Annotated in this window: 19 protein-coding genes; 6 read left to right on the top strand and 13 right to left on the bottom strand. The window is 27.2% G+C overall.

Annotated elements, in window-relative coordinates; all coding sequences use genetic code 11:
• Position 1: 1 nt before the first annotated feature.
• From C4R78_RS02115 to crcB, 4 genes are all read right to left on the bottom strand, one after another.
• Positions 2–760: an alpha/beta fold hydrolase gene (locus C4R78_RS02115; RefSeq protein ID WP_103895449.1), complete on the bottom strand. Its 759-nt coding sequence runs from the start codon at positions 758–760 to the stop codon at positions 2–4.
• A 181-nt stretch (positions 761–941) separates the two neighbouring features.
• A complete protein-coding gene (locus C4R78_RS02120; protein ID WP_103895450.1) occupies positions 942–1,694 on the bottom strand; it encodes an EFR1 family ferrodoxin in 753 nt (250 codons plus the stop codon).
• Positions 1,695–1,709: 15 nt separating this feature from the next.
• A complete protein-coding gene (locus tag C4R78_RS02125; RefSeq protein ID WP_103895451.1) occupies positions 1,710–2,048 on the bottom strand; it encodes a DUF190 domain-containing protein in 339 nt (112 codons plus the stop codon).
• Positions 2,049–2,059: 11 nt separating this feature from the next.
• Complete coding sequence (gene crcB / locus C4R78_RS02130) at positions 2,060–2,437, bottom strand: fluoride efflux transporter CrcB (protein WP_103895452.1); 378 nt, start codon at positions 2,435–2,437, stop codon at positions 2,060–2,062.
• Between the two features lie 111 nt (positions 2,438–2,548).
• On the opposite strand from crcB, the gene splB reads away from it, so the two are divergent.
• Entirely contained in the window at positions 2,549–3,565 is a 1,017-nt protein-coding gene (gene splB, locus C4R78_RS02135) for a spore photoproduct lyase (protein ID WP_103895453.1), read from the top strand.
• A gap of 40 nt (positions 3,566–3,605) precedes the next feature.
• Here the strand turns inward: splB and C4R78_RS09440 are convergent, their stop codons facing one another.
• From C4R78_RS09440 to C4R78_RS02165, 6 genes are all read right to left on the bottom strand, one after another.
• Positions 3,606–4,712, bottom strand: coding sequence for a restriction endonuclease (locus C4R78_RS09440; RefSeq protein ID WP_207654261.1), 1,107 nt, complete (start codon positions 4,710–4,712; stop codon positions 3,606–3,608).
• 29 nt (positions 4,713–4,741) lie between these two features.
• On the bottom strand, positions 4,742–5,977 hold the full coding sequence (locus tag C4R78_RS02145; protein ID WP_103895454.1) for an MFS transporter: 1,236 nt from the start codon (positions 5,975–5,977) through the stop codon (positions 4,742–4,744).
• Between the two features lie 14 nt (positions 5,978–5,991).
• Positions 5,992–6,741 carry an aminotransferase class IV gene (locus C4R78_RS02150; RefSeq protein ID WP_103895455.1) on the bottom strand — a complete coding sequence of 250 codons (750 nt, stop codon included), beginning with the start codon at positions 6,739–6,741 and terminating at the stop codon, positions 5,992–5,994.
• Between the two features lie 18 nt (positions 6,742–6,759).
• Entirely contained in the window at positions 6,760–8,085 is a 1,326-nt protein-coding gene (gene pabB, locus C4R78_RS02155; RefSeq protein WP_103895456.1) for an aminodeoxychorismate synthase component I, read from the bottom strand.
• Positions 8,078–8,653 (bottom strand): anthranilate synthase component II, encoded by a 576-nt coding sequence (locus C4R78_RS02160; protein WP_103895457.1) that lies wholly within the window; start codon positions 8,651–8,653, stop codon positions 8,078–8,080. The genes pabB and C4R78_RS02160 overlap by 8 nt, the downstream gene beginning before the upstream one ends.
• Before the next feature lie 91 nt (positions 8,654–8,744).
• Complete coding sequence (locus tag C4R78_RS02165) at positions 8,745–8,924, bottom strand: hypothetical protein (protein ID WP_103895458.1); 180 nt, start codon at positions 8,922–8,924, stop codon at positions 8,745–8,747.
• Between the two features lie 113 nt (positions 8,925–9,037).
• On the opposite strand from C4R78_RS02165, the gene C4R78_RS02170 reads away from it, so the two are divergent.
• Genes C4R78_RS02170 through C4R78_RS02180 form a run of 3 tightly spaced genes read left to right on the top strand, consistent with a single transcriptional unit; the run spans position 9,038 to position 12,659 of the window.
• Positions 9,038–10,123: a GerAB/ArcD/ProY family transporter gene (locus tag C4R78_RS02170; protein WP_103895459.1), complete on the top strand. Its 1,086-nt coding sequence runs from the start codon at positions 9,038–9,040 to the stop codon at positions 10,121–10,123.
• A complete protein-coding gene (locus C4R78_RS02175; RefSeq protein ID WP_159945771.1) occupies positions 10,110–11,192 on the top strand; it encodes a Ger(x)C family spore germination protein in 1,083 nt (360 codons plus the stop codon). Before C4R78_RS02170 ends, C4R78_RS02175 begins: the two co-directional genes overlap by 14 nt.
• Before the next feature lie 9 nt (positions 11,193–11,201).
• On the top strand, positions 11,202–12,659 hold the full coding sequence (locus tag C4R78_RS02180; RefSeq protein WP_103895461.1) for a spore germination protein: 1,458 nt from the start codon (positions 11,202–11,204) through the stop codon (positions 12,657–12,659).
• A 5-nt stretch (positions 12,660–12,664) separates the two neighbouring features.
• Here the strand turns inward: C4R78_RS02180 and C4R78_RS02185 are convergent, their stop codons facing one another.
• Positions 12,665–13,810 carry a DUF445 family protein gene (locus C4R78_RS02185; RefSeq protein WP_103895462.1) on the bottom strand — a complete coding sequence of 382 codons (1,146 nt, stop codon included), beginning with the start codon at positions 13,808–13,810 and terminating at the stop codon, positions 12,665–12,667.
• Positions 13,811–13,921: 111 nt separating this feature from the next.
• On the opposite strand from C4R78_RS02185, the gene C4R78_RS02190 reads away from it, so the two are divergent.
• Positions 13,922–15,622, top strand: a complete 1,701-nt coding sequence (locus C4R78_RS02190) for a methyl-accepting chemotaxis protein (RefSeq protein ID WP_159945772.1) — start codon at positions 13,922–13,924, stop codon at positions 15,620–15,622.
• Positions 15,623–15,688: 66 nt separating this feature from the next.
• Positions 15,689–16,906 (top strand): tyrosine--tRNA ligase, encoded by a 1,218-nt coding sequence (gene tyrS / locus C4R78_RS02195; protein ID WP_103895464.1) that lies wholly within the window; start codon positions 15,689–15,691, stop codon positions 16,904–16,906.
• Positions 16,907–16,935: 29 nt separating this feature from the next.
• Here tyrS and C4R78_RS02200 read toward each other — a convergent pair whose 3' ends face one another.
• Entirely contained in the window at positions 16,936–18,801 is a 1,866-nt protein-coding gene (locus tag C4R78_RS02200; protein WP_103895465.1) for an LTA synthase family protein, read from the bottom strand.
• Positions 18,802–18,930: 129 nt separating this feature from the next.
• The coding region (locus tag C4R78_RS02205) for a transposase (RefSeq protein ID WP_146057656.1) at positions 18,931–19,259 on the bottom strand (329 nt) is incomplete at its 5' end.

Consider the following 19,259-nt stretch of genomic DNA (forward strand, 5'->3'; position numbering starts at 1 on the left):
CCTAATCACTTCCTTTCAAGAAATTTGAAACTATAGCATTAAATTCATTTATGTTATCAAGGTAAGAAAAATGCCCTGCTTCTTTAAATACTACAAGCGATGCATTTGGTATTTCATTTTCCATTATTTTTGCCATATAAAGTGGTGTATCCTCATCCTTTTCTCCCCAAACAAGAAGAGTTGGAGCTTTTATCTTAGGAAGATATCCTCTTAAATCCTCATTTACTACCTTTACAAGGGTTTCTCTTAAAGGCCCTGCATTTTTATAATCCTTTGAACCATACTTTCTATAAAATTTTTCAACAGCTTCTTTATTATTTCCATTAAATAAAAGATATAATTTCTTTAAAAGTTTAAATTTATAAACTTTTAAATAATACCTCCATGTTCTTTTGGGCAAAACGCCTGCGCTATCAACAAGAACAACTTTTTCAACCCTTTCAGGATATAAAGAAGAAAACATTATAGAAACTCTTCCACCAAAGGAATGTCCTACTAAGCTAGCTTTGTCTATTTGAAGTTTTTCAAAAAACTTATAAAGCATTTGAGTATAATCTAAAACTCCCCAAGGTTTTGGTGGTAAAGATGAAAGTCCAAATCCTGGAAAATCTATTGCATATACTTCAAATTTTGTTGATAAATAATTAAAAACAGGTAAGAAGCTATCTGCTCTTCCGCCCCATCCATGAAGCAATATAACTTTTTTACCACTTCCTGCTTTTTTGTAGTATATATCCAAGCCATCTATTTTTATAAACATAAATTCACCTCTTTTATATAAATTCATACTACATTATACTACAATTTTATAACTTTTAAAATTATTATTAGGTTAAACATATAAATTAAGAAAATTTTAAAAATATTTTACCCTCTATTACACCAGATAGCAATGGAATAGAAAAAACAAAGATAAGCCATAGAACAAACTTGTTCTATGGCTATATTTTATACTGATCTATCCTTTTACCTTTATAAATATATGCATTTGTTGGGCAAGCGTGCAGACATTTTTGACAGGATATACATTTATTTTGAAACTCGAATTTATCATTGCTAAATTTAATATTTTTAGTAGGACAATTTTTTACACACTTTAAACACTTCACACAAAGTTTCATGTCAACTGAAAGATTTCTCTTTGCCCATCCTTTAGAATATTCATAAAACATTTTATATACTATTTTAGCTAGCTTAAATCTGAATTTACTTACTTTAACTATATTTATCTCATCATCTAAAAATTTTTTAACCAATAGTTTAACTTTTTTATCTGCCTCTTGCTTTGCTTTTTTGATATCCTCCTCCGTTGGTTTTTTAAAAGCAACTACATAATAATTGTTAGGCATAGAAATAAAATCTTGAATTAAAACTTTATATCCCTTTTCCTTTAAAATATTAAAAATTTCAAAAGGACCTGCTGCTTTATCTGAAGCCTGCGTTGAAAATATTATACATTTTTTATCCCCTTGTTTTATATTCTGTTTAACCCAGTCTACGTAATTTTTTGGAAATAATTCTGAATGAATTGGAGCACCAAAAATATAAAAATCATAATCATCATTTAACTGCTTTTTTTTAGAAACGTCAATTAAAACACAACTTACGCCGTTTTCTTCAAAATACTTTTTAAAAAGCTTACAAACATATTCTGTATTTCCTGTTCCTGAAAAATATATTATAGCTGCCTTCAAGATAATACCCCCAAATTATTTAGATTTTGTATACTTAATAATCTCTACATCATGCATAATCACAATTAAACCTTCAGTTATCATAGGCTCGATTACCTTTATAAATTCATTTATTCTTTCTTCCTTATCAATTATTTCAATTACTATGGGCAAATCATGGGATAAAACCTCAGCTAATGCAGAATGAACTCTACTATTTGCTCCAAATCCTTCTATGCCCCTTACAATTGTAGCCCCTGCAAGGCCAAATTCTTTAGCTTTTTTTAAAATAACATGATATAGAGCTTCTCCATGCCATCTGTCAGATTCTCCAATAAATATTTTTAATAACTTTCCTCTTCCTTCTAATTTCATAAACTCTCCTCCTAAATAATAACATTACATAAAAACTTTCCTATTACAACTCCCAAAAGACTTAAAGATAAGTTTAACAAAATATTAAGGCTTCCCCATAAATACGATCCTGAATTTAAAAGTCCCACCGTTTCATAACTGAAAGTTGAAAAAGTTGTCAATCCTCCCAAAATACCTGTAGTTAAAAATAATCTAAGGTCTGGCGATATTATGTCCGTAGATAAACTAAGTTCCATAATAAATCCTATGAAAAAGCCTCCTAATACATTCACAATTAATGTCCCCATGGGAATATTAAAATTAAATATTTTTGAAGATTGTAAAGATATTAAATAACGCAATGAAGCTCCTATAAATCCTCCAAGGCCAACATAAAATACTTTTTGCAATATAAAACACCTCCAAAAAGTAAAAACTACTACAAGAAAATTATATTAAATGACATTATTTTCTTCAATAAATTAGCTAAAACTATCACAAAATAAAACCAGGTGATGATAATGAAAAAATTTATACCTTCTCAAATATTTATTGAGAAAGATGCATTAAAATATAAACTAACTCATGAAATAATAGAAAAATTTAAAAACAACAACATACCAATCTTTGAAGAAAACTTTAAAAAGACTTTTAAAAAACTAAATGAACAGCAGTTTTTTGCCATATCTAAAAAAACTTTAATTCTTAGCGTTAATAAAAACAAAAAACTTGAAACCTGTAAGCCTTCAGCAGACTACCAATTTTCCCTTGTTTCAGGATGTCCCGGAATATGCGAGTATTGCTATCTACAAACAAAACATGCATGTTCGCCTTATATAAAAGTCTATGTTAATATAGATGAAATACTTGATAACATACAAAAATATATAGATAATAACAGACCTAAAATTACTACGTTTGAACTTTCTAGCATCAGTGATCCTATTTCTGTTGAACATATAACTGGTTCTGTAAAAAAAACTATTGAATTTTTTTCAACTCAAACTTATGGAAAATTAAGATTGGTTACTAAATTTACAAATATTGATTCCCTTTTAAATATAAATCACAATAACAACACAAAAATAAGATTTAGTATAAATACTGATTATATAATAAACACATTTGAACATAACACAAGCAGCCTCGAAGAAAGAATAGAATCAGCATATAAAATCCTAAGTTCAGGGTATAATACAGGATTTATAATTGCCCCAATAATTGTCTATGAAGGATGGAAAAAAGATTATGAAAATTTATTCTCCTATATGAAAAGAAAGCTTGAAGAATTTAAAAATAAAGAAATATCCTTTGAACTAATTCAATTTAGATTTACACTAAAATCAAAGGATATAATCCTAAAACGCTTTCCAAAAACCAAACTTAACCTTAACGAAAACGAAAGATTAAAAAAATGGGGACCATATGGATACTACAAATATGTCTACCAAAAAGAAATATCAAATGAACTAAAAAAGTATTTTTATGAAAAAATTAAAAAATACTTTCCAAATTCTAAAATAGAATACTTCACTTAAAAGTTTTTTAAATTTAACTATTAACCCCCTAAAAGAAAGATTAATAAATTAAACTTAAAAATGCCATTTTCCCATTTTCTAAAATTTCTTTTAATTTATCTCTGTCAACCAAAATTACATTCGTTTTTTCTGCTAACGAAATGGCTGAATTTGTAAAATATGAATTTGTAATAACCATTCCTAAATCACATTTATAATAATCTCTAGCTGCTATTACTTCTTGAACTGCAGAATTACCAACACTTCCTAAGTAATTTTTAGCTTGAATTGCTATTTTTTTATTTTTTGCTTCTACAATTAAATCTGCACCTTGGTCTCCTGAAAAACTTGTATGAATTACTACAAATCCAAATTCTTTAAATAAATTTTCTAAGAATTCTTCAAAATCATACCCACTTAACGTATCTACATAATCCATTGTAAAATATTTTGAAGTTACTGGTAATCCTATTTCTTTTTTAAATTTTTCAAGCTCTTTTTCCTTTTCTACTTCTAATCGTGCTGAATGTAGTATTTTTTTTACCTCTTTTGCATCTTTTCCCACATACATAGAAAGACACATTATATTATATGGTAAAAAAGCATTTTTACCCAAATTATAAATAACATCTTTGAAAACATCTCCACTTATTTTGTGGATTCCTTCTTTAAAATCTTGAACTAGAACATTTTTTATTGATGTTTCCAAGTATTGTTTTAACTGTTTTTCTTCTATATCTATGTTTTCCTCAGTTTTGAGTAAAATCCTTAATCTTTCTAAGTCTAGATAAAAATTATCATAATTAATATTTAACTTTCCTTTATTCAAATGTGCTTCTGATTGCTGTTGTAAAAATGGCTTAATTTTAATAAGAATAAATCTTTTTATATATTCATCAAATATATTTCGTTTTTCTTCACTCATTGAATCTATAAACAAATCTTGATTATTTTTTTGTCCTTCTTTTTGCTCTTTAATAGAACCTTTTATTTTTGAATATAAATACTTCAAGCCAATAAACGTAGCAATATAAAAAGAAACACTCTTATTAAGACTTAATAACCCAAGAATAATTATAAGACCATTTATAACCAATAAAATAAATAATGTTATTTTAAGAATTACTTTAAAGAATAATTTAAGTTTTACATTTCGTAATATTTCCATACTTATCCTCCTTGATATGCTAAAATTTACTAATTTTTATCTTTAAATTGTATTTTTATTTTAAAAGATAAATAAAGAGCCATCTTATATAAAACAAGACTTACAACAAAAGGAAATATAGGCATTATACTGTAAAGCCATCCTGAAAAATAGCCAGAAGGAATTGAAATTAAGGCTATTAGCCCTTGAGTTGCAGAAAAAATCTTTGCCCTCTCTTCTTTACCTATTACATTATTCCATAAAGTTTCCCTAAAGGTAATTGTTATTAAATTTCCTGCTGCCATTAAAATTGTGCTAAAAACAAGGGGAATATAAAATTGGGGCTTAGCAAATATAAATACAAAAATCCCCAACATATTTAAAAACAAACCTAAAATTAAACTATTAATTTCTCCTTTCCTGGTTAAAAAATCCATAAATCCAAAATAAATTAATAAATTAACCAAAGCTGATAATCCCGGTATTAAGGCTGTTTCAGATTCTGTCATGCTAAGAACATCTTTTAAGTATATAGGTTGAAAGTATAAAAAAGAATTTTGAAGATATGTAAGTAACATAATTAAAAATACTAAAAATGTAATTTTATTAGTAACAAAATATAACATAGAATCTTTATAATCTTTAATTTTTTCCTTTAAAGAAATATTCCTATGCTTTTTGATAAGTTGCAAACCTATCTTTGTTTCACAAGTTAATTTATGCCTTCCTAAAAACATTAAAGTCATACTTATAAAGCCTAAAAAATATATAAGTCTCATAGCTTTTTCAATTCCAAATTTATCTACTAAAAGCCCTGCCAAAGGCGTAAAAATCCCTGAAGCTAAATTAATTATCATTATTAAGCTAAAAAATCGAATTCTTTTTTCTTCTTCAGTATCCTCTACCGCAAGACATGTCCAAGAAGTATAAGAAACCTTTTGAAAAGAATTTAAAAAAGCTGCAAGTAAGAAAAAATAAAAATTTTTAGAAATTGCCCAAACAAGCATCGAACCACTCCATGATATCAAATCAAAAAGAAGGGTTGTCTTTCTTCTACCTAATCTATCGGTAATAGGTCCTGCTATAAAAGATGTAAAAACCATCAAACCAGTTATAAAAGAGTTTAAAAATCCAATTTCTATTTCATCTAATCCTAAACTTTTCATATACAATGGTTGATAGAAAAATATCATTCCTCCAAATATAGCCCACATAGGTTCAAATATAATACAAGCATAGGCATTTCCCTTTAAGTCTCCTAGCAATTTATTTTTTATATAATTCAACCCATTCCCCCCTACTACTTAATCCATTCCCTAAAAAATTTTTTAGACTTTAGAATTAAATCTATCGAATATCTTTCTTTGAATAATATATCATCTATGCTAAAAACAGGCATAACTCCCATAACAGAATTTGTCAAAAAACATTCTTTAAAGTACTTAATATCTTCATATCTGATAAAGGTCTTATTTATTTTATAACCTTTAGATTTAAAAAAACTCAAAACGTTATCCCTCATAATTCCCCTTAGTATTCCACTTAAAAGATGGGGAGTAAATATTTCTTTATCATAAACAAAAAATATATTAGCATAGGAAGTCTCACAAACTTCCTTATTTTCATTTAAAAACAAAGCCGTATCATATCCTTTTTTTTTAGCTTTTATATCCTCTATATAATTTATTCCATAATTAAAAGTTTTTATGTAATTAAATATATTTCTTTTACTCTTAACTACTTTTGATATTTTTAACTTTAGTCCTCTTTGAAACATATCCTTGGTATAATGTGGCTTTCTATAAAAAATATTAATTTCATCATTATAACATACAACCTTTAAAACCCCACTAGAAAGATTATTTTCATATATGTATTTATACAACATATCATAAAAGTTTTGATAACCTATATTAAAACTTATATTTAAAATTCTATGGGTCCTTTTCAACCTCACATAATGTTTATCAATATCCTCTATTTTATAATCATAAAAATACAACGTTTCAAAAGGAACCATTCCAAAAGAAAGATTTTTATCAAAATTCATAATACCTTCTCCTTAAAATTATTTTGAAAAAGTACTATATATAGCTTTTCCTTTATGAAGGGTCTCCTCATACTCTTCCTTAGGATCTGAATCCCAAACTATTCCCCCACCTACATTATAATAAATACCGCAGTCATCAATAACAACAGTTCGTATCGCAATGTTAAAATCAAAATTTCCATTATTTGAAATATAACCTATTGAACCTGTATATATTCCTCTTGAAACATTTTCAATTTCCTCAATAACCTCCATAGAACGAAGCTTTGGAGCTCCTGTAATAGAACCTCCAGGAAACATAGCTTTTATAATATCACTAAATTTTACACAATCTAATAACTTACCCTGAATTGTTGAAACCAAATGATTAACCGTTGCATACTCTTCAACTTCAAACAAGCTTTTAACTTCAACAGAACCTGGAATACATATCTTAGATAAATCATTTCTTTCAAGATCTATAATCATCAAAAGTTCAGATTTTATTTTTTCGCTTTGTAAAAGCATGCTTTTTAATTTTTCATTTTCTTCTTTATTATAGCTTCTTTTAGTTGTTCCCTTTATTGGTCTTGTAGTTATATACCGACCTCTTTTTCTAATAAACTGCTCTGGAGAAGTAGATAAAACAAAACCTCCATCAACTTCTAAAAAAGCATTATAAGGCCCATAATTTACCTTTCTAAGCTTTGCATAAGCATTATAAGGATCTACCTTTCCCTTTGCAAAAAATTGCTGAGATATGTTTACCTGATAAACTTCCCCCTGTCTTATATATTCCCTTACCTTTTCAACTCCCTTTTTATATTCCTCTTCAGTAAAATTGGATAGTAAAGTTAAACCTTCTATTTCTTTTAAAGGATATTCTTCATTTTTTAACCTCTTTAATACTTCAACAATCTTAGGATCTGAGGTATTAATAATCGTATTCTTGTTTTTATGATCTATAATAATATATTCATCATAATAAGCAAAAAAAGCTTCCGGTAACTTTACATAAGAAGGATTTTTTCTTTTTACTTTACAAAGCTCCATACCAAAATCATAAGAAAAATAACCAACAAATCCTCCATTAAAAATTAGATCACTGGGACTTTTATAAACTTCTATATATTTATCTAAAACATCAAGCAAATCTTCTTTTACTTCCCTTTCTAAACCTTTTTCTAAAATGAAAACCCTTTGATTCTTTTGTTTTAAAATCATTTTAGGATTAAAAAGAATTATTGAATAATCTCCATAATCTTTTAACTGATATCTACTATCTAAAAGCATCGAATAACCTTTTCTTAACTCTAAAAATGCTAAAAATGCATCCACTTCAAAATCTAAATATTCTCTAAACATATCTTCCACTCCTTAAAAAATTTTTTAACATGTCTAAACCCTGCTCAGTTAAAACAGCCTCGGGATGAAACTGCACCCCTTCTATGTTATATTTTCTATGTCTTATCCCCATTATTTCCCCTTCTTTTGTTAAAGCAGTAACCTCAAGATCTTTAGGTAATTCTTCACAGGATATAACAAGAGAATGATATCTTGTAACCTTCAAAGGATTTTTAAGACCTTTAAAAACTCCTTTGTTAAAATGTTGAACTTCATGTACCTTGCCATGAACAGGCTGTAATCCTTTAACTATCCTTCCGCCAAAATAATAACCTATACACTGATGTCCAAGACAAACGCCAAGAATAGGTTTTTGGCCTTTAAAAAAATCAATAACCTCTAAAGGCAGATAAGCTTCCTTTGGACTTCCCGGACCTGGTGATAAAACAATGTAATCGGGATTTAATTTTTTTATATCTTTAATAGTAATTTCATCTCTTCTTTTTACTATAACATCTTGTTCTAAAATCAAAAAATAATGATAAAGATTGTAGGTAAAAGAATCAAAATTATCAATTATTAAAACCATACCACACCTCTTTTCTAATCTTTTCTAATGTTTTGTTTTTATTATACTATAAAATTTTAAGCCCTAAAAGGTAATCCTTTTAGGGCATTTTCTACGTTTGGTCAAGTCCTGTTAATACATTGTCAAAAGCATTTATTTTACATCTTTGACCATCCCAATTTACACAGTTTTCACAACTTCTTTCTGGATAAACTGATAAATTATACATTCCTTCTGTTTTATAATAGCTACAGCTTCTCGCAACAGCTTTTAATTGCTCTTTGCTTGCCATATTTTTACCCCCATAATAAATATTCTTAAATATATTTTTACTCATAACTAATTTATTATTCATTCTAAACATAAAATAAAATATTTTGCACAAAATATAAAAAGGTGATAGATATGTTTAAATATAACAATCAAATAACAAAAAACCAATATATGTTTATAATTCAAAATTCAATGATAGGAGTTGGAATATTATCTTTAGCATCAGAAGTTTGTAAAGAAGCACAGCAATCTGGATGGATATCAACGTTTTTAGGAGGATTTTATCCTATATTTGTAGTAACTTTAACTACTATTATTTTTAAAAACATGAACTTCAATGAATTTTTTGAAATCAACAGAAGAATTTATGGTAAGTTTTTAGCTTACATATTTACAATATTTTTCTTTATTAATTTTACATTCTTTACATCTTTTGTACTTTCTGGATTTACTAATGTTTTGACTTTTTCTACAACAAAGTTTTTATCTCCATATGTAATAATTGTACTGACTTCTGTGCTCATTTACTTTACAATAAACCAAGGTCTAACAAATATTGGAAGATTATCAGAGCTTTTATTTTATCTTACTATTTTACTGCTTATAATCCCTATTTACTTTATAAACAAAGGTAATTCAACCAACCTACTGCCTATAATCAGCAACACTAACTCAATAATAAAGGCTATTCCTAAAACATTTTTCTCATATTCTGGAGTAGAAATTAGCCTTTTTATAATCCCATTTGTTACAGACACTAAAAATGTGTTAGCCTCTGGAATAAAGGGTAGTCTAATAACGATAATTCTTTATAGCGTGACAGTTATTCTTACTATAAGTTATTGTGGTTATGTATTAACTTCAAAACTTCAATATCCTTTGCTTTATCTTGTTTCTGCAGCAGACCTTCCTATTTTATCTAACTTTGAACCTTTGTTTATTTTTCTTTGGGGAAATAAAATATTTCAAACCTTAGCAGTTGGATGCTTTGGTATGTCATATACTTTATCCTTTATAATTAAAAATTCTTATAACAGATGTTGTCTTTTTACATGCCTTTTAATAATTTTTACTTCATCAATACTTATTCCAGAACACAACCGTTCTATGGTAATAGATATAGTAATGCCCTATCTTGTTTATACAATAATAATTTATACCCTCTTAACTTTTATTCTTAGTTATCTAAAACGGGGTGAGATATTTGAAAAAAATTAGTTATATAGTTTTATTTATTTTTATTTTTTCATCCTGTTATAATAAAGCACCTATTGAAAGAACATCAATAATTTCAGGGGTAGGTCATGATCTAAAATCAAATAAGAAGCTGTCCTCTACCTTTGAATTTACAGTATTTAAAGGCCAAAACATAATAGACAAAATGATAGTTACAACAGAAGGAACTTCTATATTCGATATGTATAACAAAAGACTTTTAATAACTAAACGAAAACATCTTCCTGGAACTATAAGACTTTTACTTATCAGCGAAAATAGAGCAAAATATGGAATATCAGATATTATAGATGCTTTTTTAAGGGATCAAGAAAGAAATCTTAATACAACAGTTGCAGTATCAAAACAAAGTACAGAAAACATATTAAAAATGAACCCCAAAGATAGCAATACAATGTCAGAAGAAATTGAAGATCTTATAAAATCCTCCTTTGAAGCTAACTTTACCCAAAATGATGTAACTATTAAAGACTTATTTAATATGTATTATCAAGAAGGAAGGCATATAATGATTCCTTACGTAGAAAAGTTTAAAGACACCATAAAACTAGGAGGAATTGCAGTTTTCAAAGATGACAAAATGATATTTGTTATACCAGAGGAGGAAGCAAAATATGTAAACATATTAAGAAATGACAAAGCTCAAGGTTTTCTTTCCTTTACCAGTGAAACATCTAAATCATTTGATATAGCATGTCAAAGCAGAAGAAAAATAAAAGTCGATTATGATGATGAAAATATAGTTTACAATATCAATATTTTAATATATGCATCCATTAAAGAAGCAAACATAGATAACTCTTTAGAGTTATCTAAAGAAAAAATAACAGAATTAGAAGAAAAATATTCTAAAGAGATTTCAAAAAAGCTTCAAGAAATATCAGACAAATATAAAAATAATTACCAGTTTGATGCTTTTGATATTCAAAAATATGCAATTGCTATTTTAGGAAAGGATAAACAAAAATATGTTGAAGATAATTTTAAAAACTCCAAAATCAACGTTCAAGCTAAAATAAAAATACTATCTAGCGGCAGGATAATAAGGTAGGTGAATAGAATGATTGAAAAGTTAACAAAAAATATATATTCAAACTTAGATGTAATATCTGCTAACGTCCCCAGCAACTTAAACTTTATAAAAAGAGAAATAATTTTTAAAGAACATAAATGTTATATCTTATTTATATCCGGAATAGCAGACAAAAATGTAATAGAAGAAACTATAATTAAACCTTTATTAACTATAAAAAATCACATAAAATCCGAAAATCTACTAGATGATATGCCAAAAAAATATATATTTTCCTCGGATATAAATGTAACTAACTCAATTCCAGATATCTGTTATGAATTACTAAACGGCAAAACCGTAATCCTTGTTGAAAATTACGATACAGCTTTAGTGTGTAATACAATAAATGATAATTATAGACAAATACAAGAATCTACGAATGAAAAGTCAATATATGGACTTAGGGAAAGCTTTACTGAAAATTTAAATTTAAACCTAACCATACTTCAAAGGAAAGTAAAAAATCCAAACTTAAAATTTGAAAGGTATATAGTAGGAGATAAAATAAAAACAGAATTAGTTCTTGCTTATATAGATGGAATAATCGATCCGCTTGTCTTGACTAATATAAAATCAAAAATCACAAATATAAATGCTCCTGCTTTAATATCAACTGGATTTTTAGAACAGTTTTTAGATTACAGGCACTATAATATATTTCCTTTAACAAAAAGCACAGAAAGACCAGATAAAGTAGTATTTGATTTGCTAGAAGGAAAGGCTGCAATATTTATAGCTGAATCACCAACTGTTTTAATTCTTCCTGCAACCTTTCTAGAATTTTTCCAAGGTTTTGAAGACTATTCAGAAAGGACTATCATAGCAAATTTTTCAAGAATAATGAGGTTTATAGCTATAATTACAATTATGATTCTTGAACCAATATATCTAGTTCTTCTAATTTATAATCCAGAACTATTTCCCTATAAACTTATGTCCCTTATTATTTCTTCAAGACAAAACATACCACTTCCTCCCCTTTTAGAAATACTAGCAATGGACGTTGCAGTAGAAATATTAAGAGAAGGTGGAATACGCCTTCCTAACCCTGTAGGAACTACTTTAGCTATAGTTGGAGGTATAGTAATAGGTGAATCTGCAACTAAAGCAGGATTAGTAAGCTATGTTACTCTTTTTATTGTAGCTATAACTGTTATATCAACTTTTATAATTCCAAATTATCAAATGGCTTTAACTATAAGATTTATAAGATTTCCTATGCTTATATTAGGGCAAATGTTTGGCTTTTTCGGCCTTTTAATAGGTTTTTATTTTTCATTAATTCAACTTACTAAATTAGAAACATTTGGCGTACCATATTTTTCACCTGCCACACCATTTAGGTTTTCCGATATAATCGACTCAATAATTAGACTTCCTTTAAATAAAATACTTGTAGAACCTAAAAGTTTAAAACCAAGCAAAAAGAGCCCTAAAAATTAAGGGCTCTATTTTTTTATAAGAATTTGCAAAAACGGATTTATAAGACCTATAAGGCCTCCTAAAAGGGCACCAAACCATGTTATTGCTTTTAGTTCTTTATTTGACACTTCTAAAATTATTTTTTCAATATATTCAATGTCAAGTTCATTAATCCTATCTTCAACAATTTTTGAAATATCTAAAATTTCCAATAAATTTTTTCCATATCGTTTAAATAAGCAATCAGTAACAGAAAGTAAGTTATCTATAAAATAGGTAAACTTTTCTTCATCTATAGATAAAACATCATTTATCTTTAAATTTAGAATATAACTAACAAGATTATCTACTTCTGTTTCAACAAAATATTTACCCTTCTCATAAAAAGCTTCTTTTAAGTCTATATCTTCAAAATAACGTTTTAAATCATGTATTTTAAGCTCCAATAAATTATCAATTATATTTATAATAATTAAAGCCAGATCAGTTCTGTTTTCAGATTTATCTAAGTATTCCTCTATCGAAGATATAGCTTTTTGAGTTATAAATTCTGGACTTATAATCATTGTTATAAATTTTCCTATATTCTGTTGGAGTATATTATATAATAATTCAGCTAATTTTACCTTTACAATTGGTTTTCTCAACTTTGATTTTATAAATAAAGCTATATCATCTTTATTTTTTATTACGGTATCTTTTATGCTATCAATAATTTTATCTGTAAAGATATCTCTCAGCCTTGTATCCTGAATATTTAAATCTTTCCTTCTACTAATTTGAAATTTTATCAATCTAAACACATACTTAGTTATTGTTTTCCTAATATCATCTAATTTAACTCCTGTCTTGTTTAAAACTTCTCCTATAGAATAATTTTTAATAGACAATTCCTTTATTTTAAAAATAACCCATTCTCTTAATTTATTCTTAAAACTAGGATTAGATAACCAATTATGAACAACTTCATAAGTTAAAATATGTTCTTTTAAAGCATCCCCTATATTCTTGGCAATTCTTTTTCTTTCTTTTGGAATAAGACCTGGAGTAAAAGGAAGTTTAAATCCTAGAAATCTCACTTCATTAAATGGCCGAAATAGCATTTTAATTGCAATATAATTAGTAACATACCCTATTAGAGCCCCTAAAACTGCTGAAACTAAAAGCCCCATTTTATCACCATCCCTTGCCTTTTTAACAAAATTGATTATATCACAAAAAATTTGGTATATCTATTAAAAATGATATATAATATGGTTATAAAACAACACGGGGGGATGACTATGTTAAAAATATTTCTTGTTTTATCTTTAATCCTTAATGCTTTTTTAATTTATACATTAAAAATAAAAAATAAAAAAATTAAAGAAGATATAAAAATTGAAGAGACTAAAAACTTAAATAACCTGTTAAAGTCCTATTTAAAAATAATAAACAAAATAATCTACACAATTGAAAATTTAAAATTAGATTTAAAATCAATATCTGAAAAAACAAACGAGATAAATTTATCATCAAATGAAAACAAAAGTAAACTTTTACATACCCAAAACCAAATTAACAATATACATTCATTGGTTCAAAAAAACTTAAATTTATCTGATGATATAGTAAAATCTTTTGAGTTACATAACAACAATATTTCAAAAAACATACATGAAATATTTAATTCAATAGAACAATTTGAGCAAGTAAAATCCGCCATTAAAAAAACCGAAAAATCCTTAGAAAACTTAAATAATCAAATTAATAAAGTAAGCAGTTTAATATCATCAATAAGAGAGATAGCTGCAAGCACAAATCTTCTATCTTTAAATGCATCAATAGAAGCTGCAAGAGCTGGCGAACACGGAAAGGGCTTTGCCGTTGTAGCTTCTGAAGTAAAAAAACTATCAACACAAACCGATAAGTTTTCTAAAATAGTAGATGAACAACTTTATGAAATGACACAAATTTCTTCATACGCTAATAAAGAAATGCTACAAAGCGTTGAACTTATAGAAAAACAATCTATTCTACTAAAAAAAGCTACAGAAAACATTTATAAAATATTAGATTCATTTAAAGTAATATCTAATCAAACCATAGAATTGTCAAAATTAAATCAAAACTCTTTTTCTTCTTTTAAAGAAATAAAATCCTACTCTGATGAAGTTATTAATTCAACAAACAATACCCTATCTTCAATAAGTGAAATAAATAATTCAATAGTTAAAGAAAATGAAATAGTTAAACAGCTACATGAAACCTCCAACAGGCTTAGTGAAATAGGGATTAATTTATTTAAAGAACTAAAAATCAAAGATGACGAGCTTGTTGTTGTATCAGAGGAATATCCTCCTTTTGTAATAGAAGATGAACAAAAACCTGGAATTGACATAGAAATTTTAAAAGAAATTTTTGAAAAAAGACATAATATAAAGCTAAACATTTTTTATGCTCCCTTTGAAATGTGTCTAAATCTAATAAAGGAAGGATATGCAGATATAATATCAACTTTATCTTTTACTAATGAAAGACAAACATACATTAATTTTTCTAATCCCTATAGAGATGAAAATAAATTTATAATTCTCAAATCCAAAAATTCGAACATTTACTTTAGAAATTATGATGATTTAAAAAACAAAACCATAGGACTTATATTTGGATACACCTATCCTAATAAAATATTAAAAGATCCTTCAATAAAAAAAGATTTTTCTCAAAAATTAGAAGTACTTTTTGAAAAACTAGAAAATAATCAAATTGATGCTATATTTATCAACGACTATATAGGAAATTACGTTATAAAGGCATACAAATTACAAAATAAACTAGAAATTGCAAACTTTATATATACATCCGAAGAAAAATTCGATGCAAGAATAGGTTTTACAAAGAAAAAAGACCTATCTAAATTAATAGACATATTCAATACTGAACTTAATAAACTTAAACAAGAAGGTAAAATTAAAAATATAGAAAGCAAATATCTAATTTAAGCACATTGAAAAAAATTTTTTGCTTTGTTAAAATATATTAAAGCTTAAACTAAGGAGGGACAAGATTTGTCAATATTAGATGTACTAAAGGAAAGAGGTTATATAGAACAGTTTAGCCACGAAGAAGAAATCAAAGAACTTCTTGATAAGGAAAAAGTTACATTTTACATCGGATTTGACCCAACTGCAGATAGCCTCCATGTTGGACATTTTATTCAATTAATGGTTATGTCATACCTTCAAAAAGCTGGCCACAGACCAATCGTTCTAATAGGTGGCGGAACTGCAATGGTTGGAGACCCTTCAGGAAAAACTGACATGAGAAAAATGCTTTCAAAAGAAGATATAACATATAATGTTGAATGTATAAAAAAACAAATGGAAAAATTTATTGACTTCTCAGAGGGAAAAGCAATTTTAGTTAACAATGCCGAATGGCTCTTAAATTTAAATTATATAGATTTTTTAAGAGATATAGGAGTTCATTTTTCAGTAAATAGAATGCTGACTGCAGAGTGCTTTAAGCTAAGGCTTGAAAAAGGACTATCTTTCTTAGAATTTAACTATATGTTAATGCAAGCCTATGACTTCTTAGAATTAAACAGACGTTACGGATGCAAATTAGAAGTTGGAGGAAATGACCAGTGGTCAAACATATTAGCAGGTGTTGACTTAATAAGAAGAAAAGAAGGAAAAGAAGCTTACGGCATGACAATTACTCTTTTAACTAACTCAGAAGGAAAGAAAATGGGTAAAACTGAAAAAGGTGCCCTTTGGCTTGATCCTAATAAAACTTCTCCTTATGAATTTTATCAATATTGGAGAAACGTAAATGATGCCGACGTTGAAAAATGCTTAAGACTTCTTACATTCTTGCCAATGGAGGAAGTAAGAAAACTTTCTTCCCTAAAAGATAAAGAAATAAATGAAGCTAAAAAAATACTAGCCTTTGAAGTTACAAAACTAGTTCATGGAGAGGAAGAAGCTAAAAAAGCCCAAGAAGCAGCAGAAGCTTTATTCGGAGGTAGTGGAGATCTTTCTAATGTTCCAACAATTAAGATTTCTTCAAACTTAATAGGTCAAAAACTTTTAGATGTTCTTGTAGAAGCTAAAGTTATACCATCAAAAAGCGAGGGAAAACGCTTAATTCAACAGGGAGGATTATATATAAACAACGAAAAGGTTAGTAGTTTTGATGAAGTTCTTAAAGAAGAAATGTTTAAAGAAGGATTTATGTTGGTTAGAAAAGGAAAAAAAAGTTATAATAAAATTGAATTAGAATAAAAATAATTCCCTAGAAACTTTCTAGGGAATTATTTTTTATCCTTATATCGCAACAAATCATATTCCAACATTTTATTTGACATTTCTAGATATGTCCTATACTTTTCAAAAAGATAGTTATATTTATTTTTATCTACTTCTTTACCAGTTTTTAAATCCACCAGTTTATCTAAAGACTTTAAATATGCAACATCATTTGTTATAAAATTTCCTTCCCTTGTTAAGATAAAACCTTCTTTATCATTTAAAAGGTCTCTTCCTAAAACATATTTTGGTTTTACCCCAAATAAATTTGCAAGGGTAGGATACAAATCCATTTGTCCTGATGTAGTTTCATCTATCCCCTTTATTTTTTCATCAGGGAAATGAATCATCATAACAACCTTTTGTGCTGTAACCCATTCAAAAGTATTCAAATCTTCTTTTCCATATAATAATTTTGCAAGCTTATTTTTATTTTCATAAGGAATCGCAGCATGATCTCCATAAAATACTACAACTGAATTATCCCAAAGTCCAGCTTTTTTTAATTCATCTATTAAAATTCCAACAGCCTCATCGGTATATTTTACAGCTTTTAAATAATCTCCAACAACATCTCCCTCGAATTCTCCAACATCAATTATATTAGCAATTTTATTTTGATAATCCTTATAAGGAAAATGGCTTGATAATGTTATAAGAAAAGAATAAAATGGTCTGTCATAATTTTTCATCTTTTCAACTGCCTGTCTAAAAAAGGATTTATCTGAAAGGCCCATTCCCTGAATTTCATCAATTATAAAATTATTTTCGTTTTCATACCTGTCAAACCCTAAAGCTTTATACATATTTGTTCTATTCCAAAATCCAGGCCTGTTAGCATGCATTACACAGGTAAAATATCCAATATTTTTAAGTTCTTTTGCTAAAGAATCATATTTATTTCCTGCAAACTGATAATAAACAGCGCCCTCCCTTGCAGGTAGCAAGGATACATTGCTTAAAAACTCTGCATCAGATGTTCCACCCCAAGCAGTTTGATAATAATAATTTTTAAAAACAAGACTGTCTTTAGCTATTTTATTCAAATTTGGGGTAAGCTCTATACCATTTATTTTTTTATCTAAAACAAAGCCTTGAAAAGCTTCAAGTTGAACAATTATTAAATTCTTTCCTTTATATCTTCCAAAATATCTTTCATTTTTATTTGAATTTTTATTTTCAAACCAACTTAGTGTATCTTTAATTTCTTTTTCATCTATTTTTTTTATATTTAAAACATTTCTAGTCAAGAAATTATAAAGATCTATCATATGGAAATTTATGCTCCCTATATTTGACGCTATATATTTTTTATCATACATAGTTTTTAATATACCCGGCTGGTTTCTACTTAAAGCCTTTACACTTTGATAATTAAAAACTATCCCTAGGATAAAAATCATAATAAACGCTGTAACCCTTTTTGTAAATCTTGTTTCCTTTTCTATAAAATTTTTCTTAAATTTATTATAAAATAAATAAACAAATATAAAATCTATAAAATATAGAAAATCCCAAGGTTTAATAAGAGCAAACACACTATCTTTAACTTCTCCAAGTAGTCCTGCCTGTTTAATTAACGCTATAGAAGTTATATCTAAAAAGTATCTATTATAAACCGTATCAATTAATAACAAAATACTTATTATAAAATCAAATACATAAAACGCTTTATATCTTGTTTTAAATTTAAAAATTGTCAAGAATGAAGCAAAAACAAGAGACGAGCCTAAAACTCCCAAAAAAACATACAAATTTGCCTGACTAGTAAGTCCCATAATTTTATTAGCTATTAACATCTTTGTAAAAATTATAAAAATAAACACATAAACATCTGGTAATAACTTTAAACTTAACCTTAGTTTATTCATATCCTTCACTTCCTTTATTATTTTTCAACAAAATTAAGTATAATATTATTAAATTTTTAAGTCAAAGGATATAATTTTTTGTTAATAAAATATTAACAAAAAATAAGAACAGCTTAAGCTGTTCTTATTTCAGACCGTCGACAAACCCCACTTTTCAAAAAACGAAAAGTGGGGTTTGAGTATTTTTACAAGCATTTTTGATAAATATTTTATAAATACAAAGAAATTTTTGCCCTTTCCAGGGCCGTTTTGTCCCTTCTTCCACATCCAATTTGCCATCTTCTTTAAGTTAAAGCAAGCACAAACAAGCATCGCTTGCATGGACACTTTTTCTATCCCTCTTAGTGTTGTCCATCGCAAACCATGCTTCTCCTTCAAGTCAGCAAATACCCTCTCTATGGTTTTGCTTCTATCTTTATATAGTTCTTTGCATTCGTATGTATGTCTCAAATGTTCTA

The sequence above is a fragment of the Caloramator fervidus genome (genome assembly GCF_900108045.1).
Lineage (GTDB): Bacteria > Bacillota > Clostridia > Clostridiales > Caloramatoraceae > Caloramator > Caloramator fervidus.